The following is a 25548-nucleotide window of genomic DNA, read 5'->3' on the forward strand; positions in this document are numbered from 1 at the left end:
ACCTGGCTAAAAACAAAAAAAGGCCCTACCGATGGCAGAGCCTTTCGATCGAAGGCTTGCGCCTTACTTTGCGATCCTTGGTTGGCTGATTAAGCAGCTACCACGGTCACGAATTGGTGATTGTTCGGGCCCTTGACCACGAACTTCACTTTGCCGTCCACCAGGGCGAACAGGGTGTGATCCTTGCCGGTGCCTACGCCTTCGCCGGCGCGCACTGGGGTACCACGTTGACGGATGATGATGCCGCCAGCGTTGATCGATTGGCCGCCGTACACTTTAACGCCCAGGCGTTTTGATTCCGAGTCACGGCCGTTGCGGGTAGTACCGCCGCCTTTTTTGTGTGCCATTTAGATGCTCCTAAATATGACTTAATGGTTAAAAAATAGCAGATTAGCCGTTGATCGAAACGATCTGGATTTCCGTGTAGTTCTGACGGTGACCCTGGTGTTTCTGGTAGTGCTTACGACGACGCATCTTGAAGATACGTACTTTGTCGTGACGACCGTGGGAAACTACTTTCACTTGTACCGTTGCACCTGCGACCAGTGGCGTGCCAAATTTCAGGGCTTCGCCCGCGCCTACCGCGAGAACTTGATCGATGGTGAGTTCGGAACCGATGTCAGCAGGTATCTGTTCTACTTTGAGTTTTTCGCCAGCGACAACTTTATACTGTTTGCCACCGGTTTTTATGACCGCGTACATGATTTGAAACCTCATCAAATGTTGAAAAAACCTCCTCCGCGCATGGCCGTACGAACTGCATGCAAGGCGACTAACAACGGGGAGAACCTGCGATTATACACAGATTGAAAATTTGCGTCAAAGACTATTCCAAATTCACGGCTGCCATGGTATGTCATCCACCATGCCCCGCGAGCCAGCGTGCCGCCTGCGTGCTCCCCTGATCGCCAGCGGCAACTGCCATGACGTATAATCGCGGCACTTCTTACTAGCCCTTGCAGGTTTGCCTTGTCTGCCGCTACCCAACACGCCAATCAAAACACCATCATCCAGACCATCGCGCCCGACATGGACGCGGTGAATGTGGTGATCCGCCAGCGCCTGCACTCGGACGTGCCGCTGGTAAACCAGATCGCGGAATACATCATCAGCGCTGGCGGCAAGCGCATCCGCCCTGTCCTCGTCCTGTTGATGGCCAATGCCTATTCTTATCAAGGCGTGGCGCATCACGAGCTGGCCGCCGTGGTGGAATTCATCCACACCGCGACCCTGCTGCACGATGACGTGGTCGATGAATCGTCGCTGCGCCGTGGCCGGGCCACGGCCAACGCCCTGTTCGGCAATGCCGCGTCGGTGCTGGTGGGCGACTTCCTGTATTCGCGCGCCTTCCAGATGATGGTGTCGCTCGATTCGATGCGCGTGATGAGCATCCTGTCCGACGCCACCAACGTGATCGCGGAAGGCGAAGTGCTGCAATTGCTGAACATGCACGACCCGGACGTGACGGAAGAACGCTACCTGCAAGTGATCCGCTCCAAGACCGCCAAGCTGTTCGAAGCCGCGGCGGAACTGGGCGCCCTGGTGTCGGGCGCCAACGACAACCAGGTTGCCGCCGCCGGCGAATATGGCCGCTCGCTGGGCACCGCGTTCCAATTGATCGACGACGTACTTGATTACACCGGCGACGCGGCGGAAATCGGCAAGAACGTGGGCGACGATTTGCGTGAAGGTAAGCCAACCTTGCCGCTGATCTGGCTGATGAAGCATGGCACGGCGGAACAGCGCGACCTGGTGCGTTCCTGCATTGAAAATGGCGATGAACAGCATTTCGACGCCATCCTGTCGGCCATCACCAACAGCGGCGCACTCGATTACACGCGCCGCGCCGCGGAAGAAGCCGGTGAGCGCGCGTTGAACGCGGTGCAGGATTTGCCGGAAAGCGTGTATAAAACCGCGCTGCTGCAACTGGCGCGCTTCGCGCTGGACCGCAATCACTAAGCGGTCCTTCTCCAATGAACAACGGCGCCTTCTGGCGCCGTTTGTCTTTACAGGATCTGGTTGACCGTCTCCGGCGGACGGCACAGGCGCACGCCCTTGTCCGTCACTACGAACGGCCGGTTGATCAGCGCCGGATGCGCGATCATGGCGTCCAGCAGCGCATCGTCGGACAGCGCCGGGTCGGCCAGGTTCAGTTGCTCGTACAGGTCGCCCTTGTCGCGCATCGCGCCCCGCGCCGTCAGACCGGCCGCCTTGATCAGTTCAGCGAGGCGTTCGCGGGTCGGCGGGTTTTTCAGATAATCAACGATTTCCGGCTCGACGCCGGTGGCGCGGATCAGCGCCAGCGCGCCGCGCGAATTACTGCAGGCATTGTTGTGGTAAATAGTGATGGCCATGGCGGTTCCTTAACGCGTCAACGAAGGCCGCCATGCTAGGCGATCCGGGCGGCGCGTGCAAGCCGCGCCAGCCGGTGTCATGGAACATCAAAACCGCACGAAGCTGGCGTCATCCACATCTTCTTCCACTTCGTTCTTGCGCTGGCGCGCGACCGGGCGCACCGTGCGGGGCACGTTGACCTGCTTGCGGGAAGTTGTGCGGCGCACTTCCCCGCCATTGACGCGGAAGAACGACACGGCCACTTGCAATTGCTCGGCCTGGCCGCTCATTTCTTCGGCGGTGGCGGCCAGCTCTTCCGAGCTGGAAGCATTTTGCTGGGTGGTCTGGCTCAACTGGCCGATGGCGGAATTGATTTGCGCCACGCCGGTCGATTGCTCTTCCGACGCGGCCGTGATTTCCTGCACCAGGTCCGAGGTGCGTTTAATCGACGGCACCATTTCATCGAGCAGCTTGCCGGCCTTTTGCGCCAGCTCGACACTGGACGAGGCGACTTCGGAAATCTCTTGCGCCGCCACTTGCGAGCGTTCGGCCAGCTTGCGCACTTCGGCCGCCACCACGGCAAAGCCCTTGCCGTGTTCACCGGCGCGCGCCGCTTCAATCGCGGCATTGAGCGCCAGCAAATTGGTTTGATAGGCGATATCGTCAATGATGCTGATCTTCTTGGCGATCTGGTTCATCGCGTCCACCGTGGACTTGACGGCGGAGCCCCCCTCCGCCGCTTCATTGGCCGCCTTGCCCGCCATTGAATCCGTGACTTTCGCATTTTCCGTGTTCTGCGAAATCGACGCCGTCATTTCCTCGATCGAGGCGCTGGTTTCCTCGACACCGGCCGCCTGTTCCGACGCCGCCTGCGACAGCGATTGCGCGGTGGCGGAAATTTCTTCCGAGGCATTGGCCAGCGACACCGCGCCGCTCGACACTTCGGTCAGCACCGAGGCCAGCTTGTCCACCATGGTTTTCATGGCAAACAGCAAGCTCGATTCATCGCCCGGACGCAGCTTCACATCCACCGTCAAATCGCCCCGCGCCACTTCGCTGACGATTTTCGATGCGTACGCCGGTTCGCCGCCGATTTGCGCCAGCAATTTATCCACCATGATTTTCATGGAATACAGCAACGACGACTGGTCGCCGGCTTCCAGCTTGACGTCCACCGCAAAATTGCCCTGCGCCACTTCATGCACCACGCCCGCCGCATACGCCGGCTCGCCACCCAACTGGCGCAAGATGCCGCGCAAGATCATGTAGCCGAGCGAGATGAGTCCCAGGAACGCCACCACGGCCAGCACATACATCAGCGTCAGCGCCCGCGACGCGCTTTCTTCCGCAGTGATCACGGACGCCGTGCCGGCTTTGTTGTTCAGCTCGACCAGCTTGTCCAGCCCCGCTTCGGCCGCGAGGAATTCCTTGCGCAAGTTGAACAGGAATTTGTGCATCTCAGCAAACATCGCGTCATGCTTTTCTTCCGGCGCCTTGATAAGCTCCTCCGCCATCGCGTCGAACTTCTGGTCCAATGCCTTCCACGCTTCCCATTCCTTGACGAACGGCTTCCACAACGCCTCTTCCTCGGTATCGCGGCTCATGGCTTCATAGGCTTTCCACGCCTTGTCCGCTTCGCCCCAGAAATCTTTTTTGCGTTTCAACTGGCGCTCGATTTCACTAATTTCCTTGGGATAGGCGGCAATGCTGTCAATCACGCGGTTAGCCGAGCGCAACGCCGCCTGGCTGTTTTGTAACTGCATCAAGTTTAAGATCGAGGGCATACGGTTGCGGCCAATGTCATCGATCGACTCGGCATTCTTTTTCAAGCCATAGACACCAGCGCCCATCACCAGCAATAAAGTCACCAAGCCAACGCCAATCAATAAAATCAGCTTGGCGCGAACCGTCAAAGTGTTCAACATAGCCCCCTCCCCTTGGAAACATGGCGGCCGTCACGTGGCGGCCGCCTCATTCTGACTTCAGAACCGCACGAAACTGCCGTCGTCCATTGCTTCGTCCTGCAAGACGGCGCGGTGGTTGCTGTTGATGGTTTTGCTGTTGCCGCCGCCGCGCGCCGGTTTGACGGGCGCGACCGGGCGGCGCTGGAGATTGCCGGATACGCGGAAGAACGCCACCGCCTGCTGCAACTGTTCCGCCTGGCCGCTCATCTCCTCGGCCGTGGCGGCCAACTCCTCGGAACTGGACGCGTTTTGCTGGGTGGTTTGACTCAACTGGCTGATGGCGGAATTGATTTGCGCCACGCCCGACGATTGCTCTTCCGATGCCGCCGTGATTTCCTGCACCAGGTCGGACGTGCGCTTAATCGACGGCACCATTTCATCGAGCAGCTTGCCGGCCTTTTGCGCCAGGTCCACGCTGCTGCCGGCCACTTCGGAAATCTCTTGCGCCGCGATCTGGCTGCGTTCAGCCAGCTTGCGCACCTCGGCCGCCACCACCGCGAAGCCCTTGCCGTGCTCGCCGGCGCGCGCCGCTTCAATCGCGGCATTGAGCGCCAGTAAATTAGTCTGGTACGCGATGTCATCAATGATGCTGATCTTCTTCGCGATCTGCGTCATCGCTTCCACCGTGGACTTGACGGCCGAGCCGCCTTCATTGGCTTCCAGCGCGGCCTTGCCGGCCATGGAATCGGTGATCTTGGCGTTTTCCGTGTTTTGCGCAATCGACGCCGTCATTTCCTCGACCGACGCGCTGGTCTGTTCGACACCGGAAGCCTGTTCCGAGGCGGCTTGCGACAGCGATTGCGCGGTGGCGGAAATTTCTTCGGACGCGTTGGCCAGCGAGACGGCGCCGGAGCTGACTTCACTGAGCACCGAGGCCAGTTTGTCCACCATGTTTTTCATGGCAAACAGCAGGCTGCTCTGGTCGCCAGGACGCAGTTGCACCTGTACCGTCAAATCCCCCCGCGCCACTTCACTGACAATGCGCGACGCATACGCCGGTTCGCCGCCGATTTGCTCCAGCAATTTGTCCACCATGTGCTTCATGGAATACAGCAGCGACGCCTGGTCGCCCTGCCGCAGCTTGACGTCCACCGCGAAGTTCCCCTGCGCCACCTGCTGCACCACGCCGGCCGCATACGACGGCTCGCCGCCAATTTGCGCCAGCAACTGGTCAACCATTTGCTTCATCGAATACAGCAGGCTGGACTTGTCGCCGTCGCGCAGGCGCACATCGATGTCGTAATTGCCTTTCGCCACTTCCTGCACGATGCCGGCCGCATACTTCGGCTCACCGCCAATCTGCGCCAGCAAGTTGTCGACCATGGTTTTCATCGAATACAGCAGACTGGACTGGTCTCCGTCGCGCAGCTTCACATCGACCGTGTAATTGCCATGGGCAACTTCTTCCACGACCTTGGCCGCATAGGCCGGCTCGCCACCGAGTTGCCGCATCAGCGAACGGATGATGTAGACGCCGATGCCGACCACCAGCAACAAGGTCACGATGCCAATTACCATGGCTTGCGTAATGGCATGCGACTTGGCCGCCGCCGCCTCGTCCGCCGAGCGTTTGCCATTGTCCGCGTTGTACTGGCGGTGCGCCTCGAACGCATCCCACACCTTGGCCAGCAGCCCCTGGTTGGCCAGGATCAGGTCGCGTGCCTCGTTGGCCTTGCCGGACCGGGCCAGCGCCATGGCGCGGGCGCGCACGGCTTCATATTCGACGAAGCCGGCTTTATCCGCCGCCAGCAGCGCCTTGTCCTTGTCGTCCGACACCATGGTGCGCTCATACTCGGCCAGCGCCGACTCCACGCCGCGCGCGTTGGTGGCCATCTTGCCTTCCCATTCGGTGACTTTCGCGGGATCGGTCAGCATGATGTATTGCCACAGTTGGGTGCGCAGCAGCGCCAGCGAGGCAAAGCCCTTGTCCAGCATGAGGATGCTGGGCACGACATTCACATTGGTGTAATTGGTGGTGGTGTAGACCTTTTCGGTCTGGTACAGGCCGACGCCGGCCAGGGTGCACAGACCCAGGACAACGGCGCCAATGAGGATGGAAAGACGCTGGACAACAGTCATGGCAACAACTCCTTGTTCTCGCAAAACAATGGAAGACCGCGCCCCGGGAGCCGGGGCGATAGACTGATGATGTTGTCGCTGGGTTTAGGTTTCCGCGCCGGCCAGGTTCGAGACGCCGGCCATGGCTTCCAGTTCGGAAACAGACAACACCTGGTCGGTATTGAGCAGGATGACGAACTTGCCATTCACCTTGCCCATGCCCGAGATAAATTCACTGCGAATACGCGCGCCAAATTGGGGCGCTTTTTCAATGTCGGCCGGTGCAATATCGATGACGGCATTGACCGCATCGACCATCACGCCCACCACCTGCTGTTCGCCATCCGCATCGATCTCGACAATGACGATTGCCGTGCGCTTGCCGATTTGCGTGGCGGGGCGGCCAAAGCGCGCCGCCAGGTCCATCACCGGCACCACCGCGCCGCGCAAGTTGATCACGCCGCGCACGCATTCCGGCATCAGCGGCACCGTGGTTAATCCAGAGTACTCGATGATTTCCTTGATCGCCAGGATGCCGATGGCGAATACTTCGCCGCCCAGCATGAAGGTGAGGAATTGCTGGCTGTCTTCCGCCGCGGAGGCGGCAACGGCGTTACGGCTTACATGTGCGACTGCGGTCATAAAAATTCTCCTGATTAAGCGGCCAGTTGCGGCACTTCGGCCGTGATGCCGGAGCCCTGGCCGACAATTGCCGGCACGTCGAGGATCAGCGCCACTTCGCCGTTACCGAGGATGGTGGAACCACTGATGCAACGCAGCTGGCTGAACATGCGCCCCAGCGGCTTGATCACGGTCTGGAATTCGCCCTGCAGGCTGTCGACCACCAGGCCGACCCGATGGCCCGCGTGCTTGACCACAACGATGCTTTCGCGCCGCGGCGGCGGCGTATCGACGCCAAACAAGTCGCGCAGGCGGATGAACGGCAATACCTGCCCGCGCAAGTTGGTGTAATCGTGACCCGCTTCGGACGCGAACTCGATGCACTCGTCGATCATGTCGAGCGGCACCACGAAAGTGGAATCGCCGAGGCCGACCAGGAAGCCATCAATAATGGCCAGGGTCAGCGGCAAGCGCACGGTGACCGTGGTGCCCAGACCCGGCGCGCTGTCGACCGACACCGTGCCGCGCAAGGCCGTGATGTTTTTCTTCACCACATCCATGCCGACACCGCGGCCGGACAGGTTGGTGATTTTTTCCGCCGTGGAAAAACCCGGCTCGAAGATCAACCCATAAATTTCCGTGTCGCTCATCTTGCGATCCGCTTCCACCAAACCCCGCTCGACCGCCTTGGCAAAGATACGGTCGCGGTTCAGGCCGCCGCCATCGTCCGACACTTCGATCACGATGCTGCCGGAATCGTGGAAGGCATTCAGGCGCACCGTGCCGCGCAACGGCTTGCCGCGCTCGGCGCGCACTTCCGCCGGTTCGATCCCGTGGTCGATCGCGTTGCGCACCAGGTGCGTCAGCGGATCGCCGATTTTCTCCACCACGGTTTTATCGAGTTCGGTATCTTCACCGCTGACGGCCAGGCCGATATCCTTGCCGATCTCCCGCGCCACATCATGCACCACGCGCTGGAAGCGGTTGAACGTCGCGCCGATTTTCACCATGCGCAACTGCAGCGCGGAATCGCGCACCTGTTCCACCAGGTCGGACAACATCGAGGTGCATTCCAGCAGTTCGCTGTTGCGCACCTGGCGCGCAATCAGGTTGGCCGACGCGCCCACAATGATCAGTTCGCCGACCAGGTTGATCAGCAAGTCCAGCTTGTCGGCATCGACACGGATCGAACGGCTTTCTGCCGGCTTGGTGGTTTCCACCGATTGTTTTTGCTTGGTCAGCGCGGCTTCGACAATGGCCGGCTCGGCCGCGCCCTGTCCCACCAGCACGGCGCCCAGCGGCGGCGTGGCGGCCGGCGTGGCGCCAGCCTGGGCCTGGGCGTGCAGCGCATTGTCGAGTTCGCGCTGGGTGATGACGCCACAGCGCACCAGCATTTCGCCCAGCATGGCTTTTTGTTCCGGCAATTCACGGATCAGGCGCACGTATTCATCGATACGGGTGCGCGGTGGCAAGATGCGCAGCATGCAATTGTCCGCCACGAATTCAAACACGCCTTCGATGGACGCCTTGTCCGCTTCGGTTTCCAGCGCGATTTCAAACCCGAGGTAGCAGGTTTCCGGATCCATCTTGTCGGCGGCGGGAATCGCATCGGTCAAGGTGACGATGCCGACGATGCGGCCGATCTGGCCCAGGTAGCGGATGAACGACAGCGGGTCCATGCCGTCGCGCAGCACGTCGGGACCGAAGCGCAGCGACAAATGCCAGGCGTCGCTGGAACCGCCGCCTTGCTCTTCAATGCGTTCCACGCCCGGGTGATCCGGTTCCGCCACCAGCGCACTGGCAGCCGGCGCCGCGCCGTGGCCATCATCGGTTTCGCCCATGTACGCACGCAGTTGCACCAGCAGTGGCGCTCCCGCCGCCAGCATCTCCGGGTCCGGATCGGTTTGGCCCGCGTCGATGGCGTTGATCATGCCGGACAAGTGGTCGCAGCAGGACAGCAGCAACACAATCAGCTCATCCGTCATCGCCAGCTTGCCGTCGCGTACATCGTCGAGCAAGCTTTCCACCACGTGGGTAAAGGCCACGATGTGGTCGAGGCCGAACAAGCCGGCGGAACCCTTGATGGTATGGGCGGCGCGGAAGATCGCATGCACGGATTCATGGCCGCCCGCCTGTTCGGCATTGAGCAGCGCATTTTCCATGTCTTCCAGCAGCTCGCGGCTTTCCAGGATAAACGTTTGTAACGCCAGGTCCAGATCCATTGTCCTTGCTCCTGTTAACGCCAGAAATTAAGCAGCCCGCGGGCCGATCACGAGGGCGTCGCCGAACCACGCGCCCAGGTCCAGCAATTCAAAGACTTCCAGTACCGCCGGACTGTGCCCGACCAGGCGCAGTTCGCGGTTTTCCGCCCTGGCCGTCTGCTTGGCCAGCATCAGCACTTGCAGTCCCGCGCTGTCGACTTCGGTCACGCCGGCCAGGTCCACTTCCAGCACATTGCTGCGCGCCAGTTCGCCCTGCAGCAGGGTTTTCAAATCCGCCGCGCGATAAATGTTGAGTTCGCCATCGATGGCAACATGGCCGGTACTCATGGCAACACCAGCTTCGCCACGGCGCCCAGCAGCACTTCCGGTTTGAACGGTTTCACGACCCAGGCCTTGGCGCCGGCCGCCTGCCCTTCTTTCTTCTTGCCTTCCTGCGACTCGGTGGTCAGCATGATCACGGGCGTGAATTTATAGTTCGGCAATTGCTTGATTTCCTTGACGAACGTGATGCCATCCATGTTCGGCATGTTCACGTCGCATACGACCAGGTTGATTTTCTGGCCCTTGAGTTTGGACAGCGCGTCCATGCCATCCATTGCCTCCACCACGTCGTAGCCTGCGCCTTTGAGCGCAATGCCGACCACCTGGCGCAGGGAAGCGGAATCGTCGACCACCATGATGGTTTTAGCCATTGTGTATTCCTAGAAAAAGGTCACTTCATCAGAGGCTTTGGCGGTCGCCATTTCACCCCGGTGGATGGCATGTTCTTCCGCCATTGCATAGGTTTTCTCCAGCTCACCCAGCAGCACTTGCGCATCCGGCGCCTGCAATTCCGCCCCTGCTTCATAGTTGCGCCGGTTCTCGTCCATCACCACCGGCAGCATTTCCATGTTGTGGTGCACGTGGCCCAGCATCTGGCTGACGCGGTCCTGGAATTGCAGTTGCACCAGCGCCTCACCGACCTCGCCTTTGATGGCGACGCTTTCCTGTTTCAACAGTTCAGACGATTGTGCCATGGCGTCGGTAAGGTTGCGGAATTCCCGCAGCACGTTGTCGATGGTGCCTTCTGAAGATCGCATAGCTTCATCTTCCGCGGCGCTCGATTCGGTGGCGGCATGGCAGGCCGACACGATGGCCGAGCTGATCTTGCCGACCCTGTCGCTAATGCTGCGCCCGGTCTCGGCCGAGCGGTTCGACAGGTGCCGCACTTCCTGCGCCACCACGGCGAAGCCGCGTCCGGCCGGGCCAGCCCGCGCCGCTTCAATCGCGGCGTTCAGCGCCAGCAAATTGGTCTGCGCCGCGATGCTGGCCACGCCTTCGGCCATGTCGCGCAACTCGCGGGTAAATTGTTCCAGTTCACGGATCCGCGCCAGCATCGCGTGCTTCGATTCCAGCGCCGCCTTCATGGTGGCCACCACTTCGCCCAGCTGGGTTTCACTGTGCGAAAACACTTGCGACAATGACGCTTCACCATGGTCGGTGGCGCTCGATAAATGCAGGGCGGTGTCGAGCTTGTCGACGATGCCGGAAAAGCGGCCGGCCAGTTCCGCCACCGCGTCTTCCATCTGGCTGCGCGACGCTTCGATCTGGCGGCACCACACCGGCATCACGGCTTCGCTGAACGCCTGGCGTTGTTCGAGGTAAGCCGGCACATCATCGCGCCCGGCCGGCGCAGCCACACCCAGCTGCAACCACGCCGCCACGCCAACACCAATGAATGCGAGGGCTCCAACGATACCCAGCCAACCTGCGCCGGGCCAAAACAGCGCCATCAGGGCGCCGGCAATTGCGAGGACGGCGGGATAGAGACGGCCGCCGGAACTGTCCAGAAGTGAGCTCAATGGGAATCTTCTTTCATAGGGTAAGAACCTTCTGACACTGCCAGTTCATTCTACTCAAAAAGAAATTGGCGGTTTGCAATATCGACTGTCTTGTCCATAAAAAGCCACGGCTTGTTAAATCGAAGGGAGCCCGTGCGCTAGCTGCGCAACAATCAATCCTGTCAACTTGCCAACGCAATTCCATTCTGGTTAAATAATTGACCAACAGGCATGTACACCGTCGGGGTGTAGCTTAGCCCGGTAGAGCGCTACGTTCGGGACGTAGAGGTCGCTGGTTCGAATCCAGTCACCCCGATTCGAAAATCCCTTTATTTTCAATAAGATACGAACGCGATTCGCACTTAGCCAGAGCTTGTTGGTGCCCCCTGTGGCAAAACTGTGGCAACGTTGTGGCATTCAAATCAAAGTCTTGCTCGCTTGACGGGTTCCATATAACAAGGAGCCCCGCATGGCCAGTATTGAAAATCGCAGCCGCTACACCGTCAATGTCAAACATCGCGATGACCTCTGTCGCGAATTCCAATTCGTGAATCTCGAGCAAGCCAAGCAATACGCCATGGCGCTGCAGGCGCAAGGTCTGAAACCGGCGCTTACGCAGGGTGAGGACGCTTACTTCATCCGTATACGTCAACGCGGTTATCCCGCTCAAAGCTTCACCTTCGGCACCCGTCAAGAAGCGGAAGACACCATCGCGCGCATCGAAGCGGAGCGCCGCACCGGCCTCTTTGCCGATTACACCAAGGCGCACAAGGTCACCTTCGAGGGCATGCTGCGCCGCTATATCGAAGAAGAAGGTCCAAAGAACAAGGGCTGGAGCAAGGTCGAGAAATATAAATGCTTGGGATGGCTTGAAGACCTTGAAGGCACTGGCAATAGAGGCAAGGCCGGCAAAGTCGCCAAGACCAAAAGCAATGCAGCAGCGGTACGTCCTATGATGCGCAAACCGGCCACAGCAATTCAGTGGATGCGTAAGCCGCTCGCCGAAATTCAAACCACGGACATCGAAGATTACATGCGGGACCGCGCACTCGATGTTGCGCCTGCCACCATTGACCGGGAACTTGATGTCATCAGGGCCATTTTGACGGTCGCTACAAAAGTCTGGAAGCATCGCCTGAGCGATAACCCGATGGATGGTGTCCGGCGTCCTAAATACTTCAACGAGCGCGACCGCCGCCTCAAGGGTGACGAGGCAGCACGACTACTGACGGCAGCCATCGAGGAGGACCGCCTCCGTTCAATTGCGCTGCGCGCTGAACAACTGATGGCGGAAAAACGCAAGCATGCGAAAACCTTGCCAACAACGTACGCTAGGAAGCGACATATACAGGAGGCCTTGGAAATTGCCAACGAATATGCAAACGCCGACTACGTCCATATCCCGCTATATGAAACCTATATTCAGTTTCAAATCATGACGGCGGCTCGTCGAGGCGAAACACTCAGTTTGCGCTGGGATGATGTCGATTTCGAACTGCGCAGCGCGTACCTGGCGGAAACCAAGAACGGGCGCCCCCGCAAGCTCCCCTTGCGTGCAGGGCTTATGGATATGATGGAGCGCCTACCGCGTGACAGCTGCTATGTTTTCCCGATAGCTGTGGACATGCTGCAAAATGCCTGGACTCGCATCGTGACACGAGCGGGTATCGAGGACTTGCATATTCACGACCTTCGGCATGAAGGGATTAGTAAAGTGGCGGAAACATCGGCATTCTCGTTGATTGACCTTCAGGCATTCAGCGGGCACCGAGACGTCCGGATGCTTTTGCGCTACGCCCACTTGTGCACGACGCAGCTGGCAGCCAAGCTTGACGAGGCATTCGCCGGAAAAGACCAGGGCACACTGCCCTACTCCCATCGTGGCCGCAAACGTATCCGTTCCGGGCAGGGACTCAGCATGGCAGACATCGCCGCGGATGCCCCCACTCAAACACCACAGCCACCACAAGCAAAGACGAATAGGACGGCAAAGGTCATTCCGCTGTTCGCGGGGCGTTGATACGGCAAGTCCAACGTATTGGGGTGACGGAGGCTCCCCAACACATGCGTACCGCCGATGTTTGACGGCCACATGAACGCCTATCGACTGGTGCGGTTACAAATACTTACAATTTTTCATCGAATCGGATAACAATCTAACCCGCGTTATCTAAATGAGGTTCCACGTAACCAAAGGAACCCAACATGGCAACCATCGAAAATCGCAGCCGCTATACCGTCAACGTTAAGCATCGCGACGAACTCTATCGCGAATTCCAGTTTGCGAATCTCAAGCAAGCCAAGCAATACGCTATGACGCTGCTGGCACAAGGTCTAAAGCCGCTGCTCTCACAGGGCACGAACACGTACTTGGGCCGCATGCGCCAACGTGGCTATCCCACACTAAGCTTCACCTTCGGCTCACTTCAAGAGGCCGAAGATACCATCGCGCGCATCGAAGCGGAGCGCCGCACCGGCCTCTTTATCGATTACACCAAAGCGCACAACGTAACCTTCGAGGACATGCTGCGCCGCTACATCAAAGAGGAAGGCCCAAAAAATAAGGGCTGGGACAAGGTCGAAAAATACAAATGTTTGGGATGGCTTGAAGACCTTGACGGCACTGCCGGCAAAGCCGCCAAGACCAAAGGCGGGGCCACAACGGTACGTACTATGATGCGCAAACCGGCCACGGCAATTCAGTGGATGCGCAAGCCGCTCGCCGAAATTCAAACCATGGACATCGAAGAATACATACGGGACCGCGCGCTCGATGTGGCACCGGCCACCATCGACCGGGAACTGGATGTCATCCGGGCCATTTTGACGGTCGCTACGAAAGTCTGGAAGCATCGTCTGAGCGATAACCCGATGGATGGCGTCCGTCGTCCTAAATATTTCAACGAGCGCGACCGCCGCTTCAGGGGTGACGAGGAAACACGACTTCTGACTGCGGCCATCGAGGAAGACCGCCTCCGCTCAATTGAACTGCGCGTTGAGCAGCTGATGGTGGTCGAGCGCAAGCATGCGGAAACCTTGCCAACAACCTATGCCAAAAAGAAACATATCAAGGAGGCCTTGGAAATTGCCAACGAATCCGCAAACGCCAGCTACGTCCATATCCCGTTATATGAAACCTATATCCAGTTTCAAATTATGACCGCTGCTCGTCGGGGCGAGTCGCTTAGCTTGCAATGGGGTGATGTCGATTTCGAGCTCCGCAGCGCGTACCTGGCTGAAACCAAGAACGGGCGCCCCCGCAAGCTCCCCTTGCGTACGGAGCTCATGGACATGCTGGGGCGCCTTCCGCGTGACAGCAGCTATGTTTTCCCAATAACTGTGGACACGTTGCAAAATGCCTGGACCCGCATCATGACACGTGCCGGTATCGAAGATTTGCATGGTCACGACCTCCGCCATGAGGGTATTAGCCGAGTGGCGGAAACATCGGCATTCTCGCTGATTGACCTTCAGGCATTCAGCGGGCATCGTGACGTCCGGATGCTTTTGCGCTACGCACACTTGTGCACGACGCAGCTGGCAGGAAAGCTTGACGAGGCATTCGCCGGAAAAAGCGACAACACGCTAACCCAGTACCATCGTGGCCGCAAACGTATCCGTGCCGGGCAGGGGCTCAGCATGGCTCGCATCGCGGCTGATGCACCCGCTCGAGCGCCGTAGGCGTCGCAAGAGGCGGTGAGCAAGACGGCAAAGGTGATTCCGCTGTTCGCGGGGCGTTAATTCCATAATTGCAGTATGTGGGGGCAGATGCCCCCACATATGTATCGTCGGCGTTTGACAGCCATGGGTGAACCTATCGGCTGTCGCCAAAGAATGACTGCGGCGACAAACAAAGGGGCAGTCGTCAATTCCAGGGCTATACCAAAAGTGGCAGCTGTATTAGCGGTCCCGCCACTATGCATTCCCGGCGGGTCATCGGAAGCCGGCGACACACAGCATTTATGCGAACGTCAGAAAACGTCCGGAAGCCGGCGCGGTACGAAAAATGCCACAACCTTATCGCTGCTGACAATTTTCACCACTCAGCGACCGAAGCGCGAACGAAGCCCTCTGCGTTTGAGTCATTTATCAACGGCGGATGGGGTCACTGCTATGGTACTGCTAGGTATCACCCAAAAGTTCTTTCCGCTTAACGGATACGCCAATCCACACAAAATAAGCCACAGGCAAGCGATGTAGCCGGTGCTCGCAAGATTCCATTGGCTCGTAATAACAAAACGGGAGAATCTCCCAATATGCGGGAAATCATGCCTGTGATGCAAACAAAAATAGCCATCATCTATAGGTTCGTGATTGAAACGACTATCCGACTTGAGCGTCTCATACTCCAGAAAAAGCTCTCGTACTGCCGCCCAAGTAATTACCTCGCCGCCTCGTACAGACGCAATTCGCAGAGCAACAAGTCGCCAGAAGGCGTTCAATTTTTCCGCATTCTGGTGAAGTGACTCCGCAACCGAACCTGCCTTCCCCCCCCATTCGACCAAACTCAATGTCAAAAGGAAGACTCCTAGAGCTGCCGACACAGTAGAGAGGTAATTATCTGCCGATGAAGAAGGAACTGCGTAGACTCGTTGAATAAAAGCAACGGCGACCGTCAGCGCAGACATGAGAGAAAGACTAACGGTGGCGAGAAACTCGCGGCGACGCAGCCGTCGAGCAGCATTGTACCTGGCCCCCGCAGTGCGCCACGCATCCGTTTGAAGCTTTTCTAGAGATGTAAGCATTGGTTTCGATGACTACGGAGCGTAATTGAACTGACTAGTCTACCAGTAGGTACAGCGCTCCATAAAAAAAGAGTGCAATGGATGTTATTTTGACAATACTTGTGCAGCCGCCCAGAAAAATCTGTAGCCTTATGACAACAAAATATGCAAAGTGAAGCGTTACACAGTAGCATCGATTAAATGTCAAAAATTGCCCCATCGATATGATAGACCAATCCTATACGGCCAAATCCCTCCTCCGTCTTACTAGCCGGCTAGACCCTAAAAAGTATCAGCTTGGACGAGACCGGAAAGAATATATTGCAACATTAGAGGAAATTAACAATGAACTCATTAACGATGAATTCACGTTTGGCCAGTTTATTAAATCTAGTCGAGGGGGAAAGGCAGTATATACAGCAGGAAGCCGAGTTGACGAGTTCGCACTACGCAAATTAAATCATAATTTGGCACGAGTGTACGATATTCGTCAAGCTAATCGAAGTGAAATCATAGAGCAAGTAATTTGTCTGATGCGAGAGGTAATTCCTTTCTTTGTGATTAAACTAGATATCAAAAGCTTTTATGAATCTATTTATCGAAAAGAACTAATTAATCGAATTACTGCTGATTTCAGTCTCTCTTATCGGAGTCGGCAACACCTTCATTCTTTACTGGGCACTACAACTTACTTTAAGCAAAGAGGGCTCCCTCGTGGCCTAGGCGTGAGCGCAACGCTATCCGAGATGTATATGCAGGCCTTCGACTCAAAAGTAAGACGATTCCCAGGAATTTATTTCTATTCACGCTACGTTGACGATATAATAATTTTCTGCCACGACAATTCTGACAACATTGTAAAAAACGCGGAAGAATCACTGCCACCTGGATTGAAATTAAATCACAAAAAAACTCGGAAATTTGAATTTGACAAAAAAGGAAGATGCGTCACTAACGTTAAAGTGAAGGAATTTGATTATCTTGGTTACAATTTTAATTTTGACCGAGAACCAGAAAGGGATAGAAGCGCAGTAGTCGTTAGCATCGCCCCGACTAAAATTAAAAAAATACAAAATAGAATAATGTTGTCTATTTTTAAATTTCTTTCAGATGGTGATTATGGAATTTTAAAAGATAGATTACGATTCCTAAGTGGCAATTGCCAGATGAAAAGCGATAACAATAATGGCAGGTTACTTTCTGGAATATATTACAACTATCGCCTTATCGATGAGAGCTCCATCAAAGACCTTCAACGAATTTCCACTTTTTTATCAAATGCCATATATGCAAAAAAAGGGGCCTTCGGTGAAAGAATATCCTCTCGACTAACTGCAGCCCAAAAACAGGAACTGGCAAAACATTGCTTTAAAACTGGATTTAAAAATAAAATAATGTGCAATTTCTCGCCAGACCGCCTGAAGGAAATAAAAAAATGTTGGGCCTATGTCTAAAATAAAGAAAATAAAATTCCGCCGGTCGGACTACAATAGAGCAATTCTAACTGATACTCTCCCCTATGAAGTTCCACTACTGTTTTCGAACGATGGTTATTACGAGCGAATTAACAAAGGAACTGAAGAAAAAATAAAATCAGCGGCAAATTTTGATTTTTTTAACGATGGATATTCAACGCTTCCTTATATTTACAAAATAAAGAAAGATGCGTTCTCCACCCGAACTTTGGGTGTTATGCACCCAGCCATACAAAAACGCGTTGCGGCCTTCTATAAACAATATTCACACCTAATAATAGGACTATGTAATAAGAGCGAATTTTCGTTGCGCCGCCCATATAGGGTTGCCAGTCATTATTACGAAAGAAATCATGCATCACGATATATTATCAACGATGACAATGTGGAAAGTGCAGAAAATAGTCAACACGCTCAACAAAAGAACTCCTCCTCTTTTTTCACTTATAAAAGCTACACTCTTATTCATAAGTTTTATGAATCGGATGAATTCCACCGATTTGAGCGTAGATTCAAACTACTCAGAACGTTAGATATATCCAAGTGTTTTCCTCATATCTACACTCACTCGATATCTTGGGCAGTTCGTAGCAAGGATTTTGCAAAAGAAAATACGCAAGCGAAAAATACTTTCGATAGCAAATTTGACGAGTTAATGCGTTTCTCCAACCACAACGAAACAAACGGGATTCTCGTGGGAGCGGAAACATCGCGTATATTTGCAGAGATAATTCTTCAGCGCATTGACAGCGATATTCAACAAAACCTGCAAATTTCGGAGAATTTGAAGCATGAACATGACTATGCGATTAGACGCTACGTTGACGACTACTTCATATTTTCCAACTCAAGTAATATTCTGAATAAAATAGAGAGAATAATTGCTGAGGAATTGGAAAAGTACAAGCTTTACCTGAATGAAGCAAAATCAGAGACTATTTCACGCCCATTCTTAACAGGCCAGACTTCAGCTAAGCTGGAAATAGCAGCCATTGTTGATGATTTTTTCTCGCAACATATTTATTCACGTAGGGAAATAAAAGAAAAAAATGATGCAGTCAATAGTGAAACGAACGACGTCCCCGCCACTGGCGTATCAGATGAATTATCTGAAATTGAATCGCACATACATTCGAAAGATGCATTTCCAGTTCGCTATGTTGGAAACCCCAACGTCCTTGCAGCAACCTACATTAGGCGAATAAAGAGTGTAATTCATAAAAACGAAACTTCCTTTGATTACGTATCTAATTATTTCTTTTCAATCATTAGAAAAAAGACATTGGAATTATTAGATAGAATAGAGCCCAGCACTGCCTCAGACAAGGAAATAGAGAGATTAATTAGATTTAACAAGGCAATTTTTGAGCTAATATTTTTCATACTCTCGATGTCGCCTAGGGTAAGGGCTACTTATCAGATATGCCAGCTTTGTCTCGGACTAAGCCAATTTTCATCTCAATTGAAATCTGAAGCAAAAGATTCTATCTTGGGCGAAATTGCAGCGCAGTTGAGAATGACTATATTCACGTTTACGGACATTGGCGAAGATGACAATATTGAAATGCTTAATTTATTGATATTTCTCCGCTCACTAGGCGACCGATACTCTTTGACTACTAAACAATTATCTGATTTTTTTGGAGTGTGTATAAACAAAGAAAAAAAGCTTCATGTTAAAAATGACTTCCGTTACTTTCAAATAGTTTCACTGCTTCACTATATGGGTACTGACGCACAGTACAGCGACTTGAGATTAGCTGTTCAAGACTATTTGCAAACTTTAGTACAGAGTTTTACTTCGCAAAAATCTTTAGTATCATCTGCTAATCTAACTATGTTGACATTCGATTATTTAAGATGCCCACACATTGCAAGGGACGTCAAAATTTTATTTGCCAAACAAGTCCTTCGCCTTGGAGGCGAGAAGGACATAAATGCTCGATGCGATAGGTTTCTAACCGCAATCGACGAAGGCGACTGGTTCTTCGCTTGGCATTCTGCCAATCTACTTGGGTCCCAGCTGTGGAAGAAAGAGTTGAGGCCCGCATACTAGTCAGGCTATACTATTGCTGGGAGGAACGCAGTCGAAGTTTGGCATTTTCTGGCACTGCCTCGGCAGTGATACGGTAGTTAGGTATTTGCGGTACACAAGCTGCAATTTGCACGCTCGTTGATTTCCCTAACTATTGCGACCGAATACGATTTTTCTTTGCAACGTTGCCGCAAGCGATTGTTGAAAGAAGTAGACGGACACACGAGTGGATGCGTTTTTCCCAATGTTTCAATGCTGCATTTACGCATCTTGCTACGTAAATGCATGCGACTGGACATGCGCGATGTAGTTGGCGGACTCTTCGCCTAGACTGGCCGAACCAAAGCCAGCGGTCTGCGATTTAGCGCTGAACCGTCGTGCAAGCACGTCGAGCAAACTTCGCTTTTCACCCCACATCTCGTCCGCACCAACGGTAGAAACGGAAACGTGCGGCAGCATAAGGGCAGGCGCCCAAAGCGCACATGGCGATGCTTTTCTATGCTGTGACGCGAACCTAGTCATACTCATAGCAGAGCAAATCTAGTTCGACATCTCCATTCTTAAGCTCCGAGCATCTGGCCCTGCCAGAGTCGCGCTGAATTTGAAGGCAGATGTCCGTCAGCATCTCGACCATGAAGGATGCGATGAGAGCTACGGTAGCCCCCGGCGCATGAGTGCACCCGCCAAACCAAATCTAAAAATGTCAGCGTAAGCACAGACCACGAAATGACGATTTCGGGCACCTCTGGTGTTCACCGGCTGTACAAGAAAAACTAGGGCCCCGCAACAGCGGAGCCCCGCCACCATCATTTCCTACGTTTCCAGAACTGCTTCCACGCATCCAGGAAGATATGCACCGACTCAATAAAGTAGGTAAGCACCCGCCAAGACACCCAGAAGTAAATCGCTATATAGCTGAATAAAAATAAGTTCTCGAAAAAATTCCTCATCGCTCCTCCACAGTGGTGACCTGTGAGGTATAGCGAACGTCCAAAAGAAATGCGCAGGTGCTGCGGACCGCCCGCTACGGCGCGGACAAGGGACTACCAAAGAATGGTCAGTTTGCCCCGGTGGACGTAATGGAAATGGGCTGCAGAAGCTCGTAAGGCTCAATCTCCAGCGCATTGGCAAGGCGTACTAGGTTGTCCAAGGTCAGGTTACGTCGGCCCTGCTCGACATGGCCGACGAACGAGCGGTCAAGACCAGAGTCATTGGCGAACTCCTCCTGGGACATGCGCTTCGCCTTGCGTCGCACTATCAAGTGCAATGCTATCCGCTCACGGAGTTCTTCGGCATTTATGGGTGTGTGCATATGGCGTAAGAGTGCGTTGAGGCTCCCCCACCGTCCACTTCGTAAATAAATCAAAACTCTCTATTTACGAAGCATTTAATCTTGGTTAAAATTTAACAATGCAAAATATTGCCGAACAACAACGTTGCTTGCTCTCCGCCCTTTCCCTACTCCTGTGTACCTAGTTCAGTGCTGCCGCCCTCTTGTCATGAGGTGCACAGCAATGGAATCCAACAATCTCCTCTGGGCAAATATGAAAATTCTTAAAACCGCACTCTCCGCAATCATCGCCACGTCGCTTGCAGGATGTGGGAGCGTCAATGAATTCGCCGCAAGCCGCGCCGAAACCGTGGAGATGTATCACATCTTCGATATCAAGACCCAAGCCGACACGTCGACCGTCGCGAAGGCCGCAGCGAACGGCTTGGCGCGAAACACCAACAGGGTTGAATCCGCCATGCCCCTCCAGCTCGGCAAGGTCGTTCCAGACGCGCCTGGACGCTTTACGCTGACCGACATGTCCAGCATGCTCGGTGGCCAAACGGGAGCGCTCCTGAAAATGGCGGGTGCCAGCGGAGGAAATATTGCATTGAAGACCGCCAACTGCGACGGCGCGGTCTGGACCGCGAAGGCGATACGCGATGTCAGCGGCTACAACACTCTGACGCTGCACACATGCCTATACAAGTACAAGGGCGGCTACAACCTGGACATGTACGCTGTGTTTAACAAGCAGACCGGCGGGCTGCACGAGATTTCGCGACGCACCGCCGACGCCATCGTTGGCACACCAGAGGCGTGGGTTGAACGAACCATCAAGGAAATGGTCGAGGCCATAGAAACGGCGGCGAAGACGACGGCTATTCATGTTGAAGGCCAGCCGGAACTGGGCTCTCACTCAGCGGCCGCAATGCCCAGCCGCAGTTAATCAAACCCGGCACAAATAGCGTTCACGGTGCTGGCGAGATGCTCGCCAGTGCTCCCAGCGGCACCACCCAATACCCCAGATATGCGAATGAAAAACTTACTTCGGATTGCCGTGCTGACGTTTCTCGCTGTTGTAACCCAGAATTCGAACGCATACACGGCCCTTGCCCGTCCGGACAGTGCACCTGGGGCCAGCTACGTCCATTACGGCTCCGCCTCCCAAGCCCATGCCGATGCATCAGCATTGGCAGGATGTCAGAAACTTAAGGCGGCTAAAGGGACCAAATGCTCGATATGGTACAGGGCACAAAGCGATGGCTATGGTGCCCTGTCATGCGATAAGACCTGTACGGTTTCGGCAGGGTATTCCGACTTCGGAAAGGCTGCTTCTGCAGCAATTCAAGGCTGCTTGGATGAAGCCAACAATTCCGAGTCCGAATGTCTGTCCAGGATAAACATGTGGGCTGACTGGAATTTCCCTGAACCACCCAAGGTAGCGACCGCCAAGCCCAAGGCCTGCAGCCCCCCTACAGGAAAAACCGTTCGCTCAACAACCCAGTGCAACAACGGCGCCTGCATACGCACCTTCGAAAATGGCTGCCAAGTGAAATTCGACGCGCCGTACTGCTTCAGCCCTGTCACCGGAAAGTGGGACTGGCAGCCGGACGGATGCTAACCCTCGGTATCCAGCATATCCATCCTTGACCGCAATACTTGCGAACCCCAATAATGAAAAACACCATACAGCAGATTCTTGTTGCGACAGCCCTTGCCGCCTTGCTCGCCGGATGCGGCGGTGCTGGCGGCGCAAGTGCAACGTCACATCCCCCTACAACAGCGCCTGTCACCCCTACACCCAGCACCTCGGGCGGTGCAACGGTGCAAGACCCATTCACAGGGGCCTCCGCCGGCACCGCGACCGCCACGATTACTGGTCGGGCCTATCCTGGGGCGACGGTGACCGCCTACGCGGTTCAGGCGGATGGCAGCTCGGGGCCCTCGCTGGCCTCTCCGGTGGTTTCCAGCAATGGAGGGTTTACGCTCAATCTGGCGACTGCGCCATCCGGTATGGTCCGTGTAGTCGCCTCCGGCGGCACTATCCTGCGCCTTACCGATGGTTCACTGCAGCGTATCGACTCCTTGGAAGTTGTGACGCCGTATGTGACGTTGGGCAACAGTCATTACGTGATTACGACAGTATCGGACTTGGCAGCACGTATCATGGCAATCAAGGCAAAACAGGGTATGGCTCTGCCCGATGCATTTAAAGCAGGTATGCGCGCTGTTTTGGAACTCGACAGCGCCAACATGCTCCATCTGGACGACCTGAGCATCTACATGAGAATCCTGACCGGGTCCATCAACAGCAATATCAGCCCATTCTTTAACGGCTATTCGGATGACATGCACGAAATCAAGAACGCTCTCGATTGGTTCGGCGTTCAGTTCGACCTGCCCACCATGGATGTGCAGCGCGTAATTGCCGCAGCCGGCGCCGCAAAGTACCCTCAGAACAATGTCGATGTAAACGGCTTACCTATCAATGCCGGCGCGTGGGTTAATGGCCGCTTTGACGCCAGCGCACCCGTGACACTGAACTCCTTGATGTTCGCGAAACTGCCCGTCGATGAGCGTGCGTATGACCCCCAGGCGAAAGTGATGGCGGCACCAACCATTCCCAACCTGATGAACCGCTACATGATTCTCGACTTCGTCGTTGAAAGTGCATGCGTATTTGGCACAAATCCTCGAGAGCGTTACCCGTGGTACCAAGTCGACTCGACTGGCAAAGTCCTCGTCGCCGAATGCCAAGCCACCCTCGGCAGGTTGAAGCGGCTGCGGGCTGTGGTCGACACCAACAACAGCACCAAAATGAAATAAGTTCGACGGTGCAAATGGCTGGATTATTGGCCATTGGCGCCTCGACTAACATAGTGCAGGCATAATTCCGCGCCGCCCGTGCCTCCCGCCCTCCCCCGGCACTGGGCACCTTCTCGAGCCCTTCCAGCACAGCTGACACGAAGCCCTCCCCTCGATATCCATACGGAAAAACCATCCCCCGATAAGGAGCGATGGTTTCACGCTCTCTAGAAAATCTCTAGAGAGCGTGCTAATCGAACATATCACCACCCGAGCTGCCACAGTCGCCAAACATATCGTGGGACATGCTGTCATTTATGCTGCCGAAGTCGTCAAACATACTGTGGGAAGGGGCGGCGGACAGGTCAACTCCGAAAGGGTTGCCGGCCACATCCAAGGAGCGGTCCATCATTGGTAAGCCGGATGCCGGATTGATGGTCATCCAGTGATTGTCATCGTCCGAATGAGTTGCAAGGCTAAAGGACTGCGAAGCGGTGCCTGTGGCCGGGGCGCGTAGCCCATCTGCGAGCGCCTGGAAGAAGCGCGATAGGAGGTTCATGCTGACTCCTTTCTGTTTTTATTTTTTTGAAGGGAGGCTCATCCTAGCATCTCCATCCATCAAACGAAACAGAATAAATCGAAGCTTGCAAAGGACTGTTTTTCCGATAGCTCGCGGCAAAATACTTCTGCTCTGACGCGTGCTTTTTTGCAGGGTGTAGCTATACGTAAAGTAGGCCACATAACCGTTACGAAAAGGACATCTGCTATGAAGCGGAACCGCAGGAACCACAATCAGCGCATATTTGCCGTATCGACCGCTTCCTCGACTCTCGCCTTTATCCAGGCAAGAAATCAACGGGGAGCACGAAATATCTACGAGCGGATTATAGGCCCTATCCCGCCCAGGCATAAAATTCGCGATACCGGATGGCGCTCGAGAGACCCGGTGTCTCTGCATTTTTCGGAGCACGATTTGGTTAACCATGGCAAGAGCTGGGACGATGACTGTTACTGGGATGAATAACCAGCTCTTGGCTGCAATTGCCAGGGTCCCACCAACCTGTCACCTATAGTACGAGAAGGGTTCCTTGCAATAAGGAAATCGACAAAGACCCTCAAAATCATCTTCATTTCAAAGGCAGAATCCGCTCTCGGATTCTGCCTATTTTTCCCTTTCAACGGTATGAGCCGGCGAACATATCAACAAGTCTCCAATCGTTTTTGGCGCTTCACCGTAAATCGCCATCCGAATCATTTTCGGAAGGTGCTGGCTCATGATTTCCTTCACTGAACGAAGCTCCCCGGCACGCTCATTCCCAAGCGCACATTGTGCGGAATGCAGTCCTTGCCATTTCCTCTTCACGCGGCCCCAACACGAATCCGCATGCCGATGCAAAGCAATCACCTGATTCCGAACACCGGAAAACAGCGGGCGCGACCGCTGAAAAAGCAGTATGCCAAGGACACCCCTTGGGGCCGTTCCGCTATGCCCCTCGCTGCCGTACTCGAGGTTGGCGGCAGCCCGCTCCAGGGACGCTTTAGTCTCGTTGAATGCCCCATCCGTGAGCTTCCAGGTCCAGGTTGAGACGTCCTTGAACACCAGCTTGTCCTTGCCCGTTTTCTTGTCTGGAAGCTGCCGCGCGTTCTTCTTGTGGGCGTAATGAAGAACGTAGTCGCCGAACCCAACATGTCCGCCAGCAGCCATGGCGTTGGCTGCGACATGCGCATCGGGCGTGGCCGGGTCGGCCAGCCCTCCCTTCCCTTCATCGGACAACAGCCACCACGCAATCTGAGTTTTTGTGACCGGGTATGCGATGAAATGCACCGCCGCCAAGCCCCGCGTCCGGTCATATGCGCGGCCCCGAGCGGTACGCGTAATCGGGTACCTGAGCGCCATTTTCGCGACCAGGGCGCCGAGCTTTTCGGTGCTGATAATGCCGCCACACCACCAGTAGTGGCGGCGCACGACCAGCAATTGCACGAGCTGCATCAGTGACGTTTTGTTGCGAGGAATTTTGATTTTAAGGGCGGTATCGGCTGCTTTCATGGTGCGTCTCCCGAGCGGCATTGTGGTTGTAGATGACGCGTATAGCTAGCGCGCAGAGAGGCCCCACAGGGGCCGTGTGCAGACGCGATAGTGTTGGCTGAAACTGAACCCATTTTTTTCGGGACCATTCGCTATACAGCTGTGAAGGTCAATATGCGACTTTGCCTCGC

Annotated in this window: 22 protein-coding genes and 1 tRNA gene; 9 read left to right on the top strand and 14 right to left on the bottom strand. The window is 55.0% G+C overall.

The features are described from left to right. Window positions 1–89: 89 nt before the first annotated feature. Both rpmA and rplU read right to left on the bottom strand, forming a co-directional pair. The gene (gene rpmA, locus AC1RRC_RS10160; RefSeq protein WP_493055333.1) at window positions 90–347 is read right to left on the bottom strand and encodes a 50S ribosomal protein L27; all 258 of its coding nucleotides are present in this window, start codon (window positions 345–347) and stop codon (window positions 90–92) included. Window positions 348–390: 43 nt separating this feature from the next. Next, entirely contained in the window at window positions 391–702 is a 312-nt protein-coding gene (gene rplU / locus AC1RRC_RS10165) for a 50S ribosomal protein L21 (RefSeq protein ID WP_493055334.1), read from the bottom strand. A 267-nt stretch (window positions 703–969) separates the two neighbouring features. Between rplU and ispB the strand changes: the two genes are divergently transcribed. Beyond that, window positions 970–1959 (top strand): octaprenyl diphosphate synthase, encoded by a 990-nt coding sequence (gene ispB / locus AC1RRC_RS10170; RefSeq protein WP_493055335.1) that lies wholly within the window; start codon window positions 970–972, stop codon window positions 1957–1959. Between the two features lie 47 nt (window positions 1960–2006). Here ispB and arsC read toward each other — a convergent pair whose 3' ends face one another. From arsC to AC1RRC_RS10210, 8 genes are all read right to left on the bottom strand, one after another. Beyond that, a complete protein-coding gene (gene arsC, locus AC1RRC_RS10175; RefSeq protein WP_493055336.1) occupies window positions 2007–2354 on the bottom strand; it encodes an arsenate reductase (glutaredoxin) in 348 nt (115 codons plus the stop codon). A gap of 87 nt (window positions 2355–2441) precedes the next feature. After that, window positions 2442–4259, bottom strand: coding sequence for a HAMP domain-containing methyl-accepting chemotaxis protein (locus AC1RRC_RS10180; RefSeq protein ID WP_493055337.1), 1818 nt, complete (start codon window positions 4257–4259; stop codon window positions 2442–2444). A 57-nt stretch (window positions 4260–4316) separates the two neighbouring features. Beyond that, window positions 4317–6377 (bottom strand): HAMP domain-containing methyl-accepting chemotaxis protein, encoded by a 2061-nt coding sequence (locus tag AC1RRC_RS10185; RefSeq protein WP_493055338.1) that lies wholly within the window; start codon window positions 6375–6377, stop codon window positions 4317–4319. Window positions 6378–6461: 84 nt separating this feature from the next. Further along, on the bottom strand, window positions 6462–6998 hold the full coding sequence (locus AC1RRC_RS10190) for a chemotaxis protein CheW (protein ID WP_493055339.1): 537 nt from the start codon (window positions 6996–6998) through the stop codon (window positions 6462–6464). Between the two features lie 14 nt (window positions 6999–7012). Then, window positions 7013–9199, bottom strand: a complete 2187-nt coding sequence (locus AC1RRC_RS10195; protein WP_493055340.1) for a chemotaxis protein CheA — start codon at window positions 9197–9199, stop codon at window positions 7013–7015. Window positions 9200–9226: 27 nt separating this feature from the next. Further along, window positions 9227–9526, bottom strand: a complete 300-nt coding sequence (locus AC1RRC_RS10200) for an STAS domain-containing protein (protein ID WP_493055341.1) — start codon at window positions 9524–9526, stop codon at window positions 9227–9229. Further along, window positions 9523–9891: a response regulator gene (locus tag AC1RRC_RS10205; protein ID WP_493055342.1), complete on the bottom strand. Its 369-nt coding sequence runs from the start codon at window positions 9889–9891 to the stop codon at window positions 9523–9525. Before AC1RRC_RS10205 ends, AC1RRC_RS10200 begins: the two co-directional genes overlap by 4 nt. A 9-nt stretch (window positions 9892–9900) precedes the next feature. Further along, window positions 9901–11040 (bottom strand): methyl-accepting chemotaxis protein, encoded by a 1140-nt coding sequence (locus AC1RRC_RS10210; protein ID WP_493055343.1) that lies wholly within the window; start codon window positions 11038–11040, stop codon window positions 9901–9903. 221 nt (window positions 11041–11261) lie between these two features. Here AC1RRC_RS10210 and AC1RRC_RS10215 point away from each other — a divergent pair. From AC1RRC_RS10215 to AC1RRC_RS10225, 3 genes are all read left to right on the top strand, one after another. Next, a tRNA-Pro gene (locus AC1RRC_RS10215) sits at window positions 11262–11335 on the top strand. Between the two features lie 153 nt (window positions 11336–11488). Continuing rightward, window positions 11489–13039 (top strand): site-specific integrase, encoded by a 1551-nt coding sequence (locus tag AC1RRC_RS10220; RefSeq protein WP_493055344.1) that lies wholly within the window; start codon window positions 11489–11491, stop codon window positions 13037–13039. A gap of 185 nt (window positions 13040–13224) precedes the next feature. Beyond that, window positions 13225–14700: a tyrosine-type recombinase/integrase gene (locus tag AC1RRC_RS10225; RefSeq protein ID WP_493055345.1), complete on the top strand. Its 1476-nt coding sequence runs from the start codon at window positions 13225–13227 to the stop codon at window positions 14698–14700. Between the two features lie 401 nt (window positions 14701–15101). Here AC1RRC_RS10225 and AC1RRC_RS10230 read toward each other — a convergent pair whose 3' ends face one another. After that, a complete protein-coding gene (locus AC1RRC_RS10230) occupies window positions 15102–15764 on the bottom strand; it encodes an SLATT domain-containing protein (protein ID WP_493055346.1) in 663 nt (220 codons plus the stop codon). Between the two features lie 203 nt (window positions 15765–15967). Here AC1RRC_RS10230 and drt3a point away from each other — a divergent pair, with 203 nt between their 5' ends. Beyond that, window positions 15968–17197 (top strand): antiviral reverse transcriptase Drt3a, encoded by a 1230-nt coding sequence (drt3a, locus tag AC1RRC_RS10235; RefSeq protein WP_493055347.1) that lies wholly within the window; start codon window positions 15968–15970, stop codon window positions 17195–17197. Next, entirely contained in the window at window positions 17190–19274 is a 2085-nt protein-coding gene (gene drt3b, locus AC1RRC_RS10240; protein WP_493055348.1) for an antiviral reverse transcriptase Drt3b, read from the top strand. The genes drt3a and drt3b overlap by 8 nt, the downstream gene beginning before the upstream one ends. Before the next feature lie 1036 nt (window positions 19275–20310). Here the strand turns inward: drt3b and AC1RRC_RS10245 are convergent. Continuing rightward, window positions 20311–20565 (bottom strand): helix-turn-helix domain-containing protein, encoded by a 255-nt coding sequence (locus tag AC1RRC_RS10245; protein WP_493055349.1) that lies wholly within the window; start codon window positions 20563–20565, stop codon window positions 20311–20313. A 202-nt stretch (window positions 20566–20767) separates the two neighbouring features. On the opposite strand from AC1RRC_RS10245, the gene AC1RRC_RS10250 reads away from it, so the two are divergent. The 3 genes from AC1RRC_RS10250 (at window position 20768) to AC1RRC_RS10260 (ending at window position 23352) form a co-directional block, all read left to right on the top strand. Beyond that, a complete protein-coding gene (locus AC1RRC_RS10250; protein WP_493055350.1) occupies window positions 20768–21472 on the top strand; it encodes a hypothetical protein in 705 nt (234 codons plus the stop codon). 87 nt (window positions 21473–21559) lie between these two features. After that, window positions 21560–22147 carry a hypothetical protein gene (locus AC1RRC_RS10255; RefSeq protein WP_493055351.1) on the top strand — a complete coding sequence of 196 codons (588 nt, stop codon included), beginning with the start codon at window positions 21560–21562 and terminating at the stop codon, window positions 22145–22147. Window positions 22148–22200: 53 nt separating this feature from the next. Continuing rightward, window positions 22201–23352, top strand: coding sequence for a hypothetical protein (locus AC1RRC_RS10260; RefSeq protein ID WP_493055352.1), 1152 nt, complete (start codon window positions 22201–22203; stop codon window positions 23350–23352). A 229-nt stretch (window positions 23353–23581) separates the two neighbouring features. Here AC1RRC_RS10260 and AC1RRC_RS10265 read toward each other — a convergent pair whose 3' ends face one another. Both AC1RRC_RS10265 and AC1RRC_RS10270 read right to left on the bottom strand, forming a co-directional pair. Next, window positions 23582–23890 carry a hypothetical protein gene (locus AC1RRC_RS10265; protein ID WP_493055353.1) on the bottom strand — a complete coding sequence of 103 codons (309 nt, stop codon included), beginning with the start codon at window positions 23888–23890 and terminating at the stop codon, window positions 23582–23584. Between the two features lie 603 nt (window positions 23891–24493). Beyond that, window positions 24494–25378 carry a hypothetical protein gene (locus tag AC1RRC_RS10270; protein WP_493055354.1) on the bottom strand — a complete coding sequence of 295 codons (885 nt, stop codon included), beginning with the start codon at window positions 25376–25378 and terminating at the stop codon, window positions 24494–24496. Window positions 25379–25548: the final 170 nt, after the last annotated feature.

The sequence above is a fragment of the Pseudoduganella sp. GW821-FHT12E03 genome, assembly GCF_058807115.1.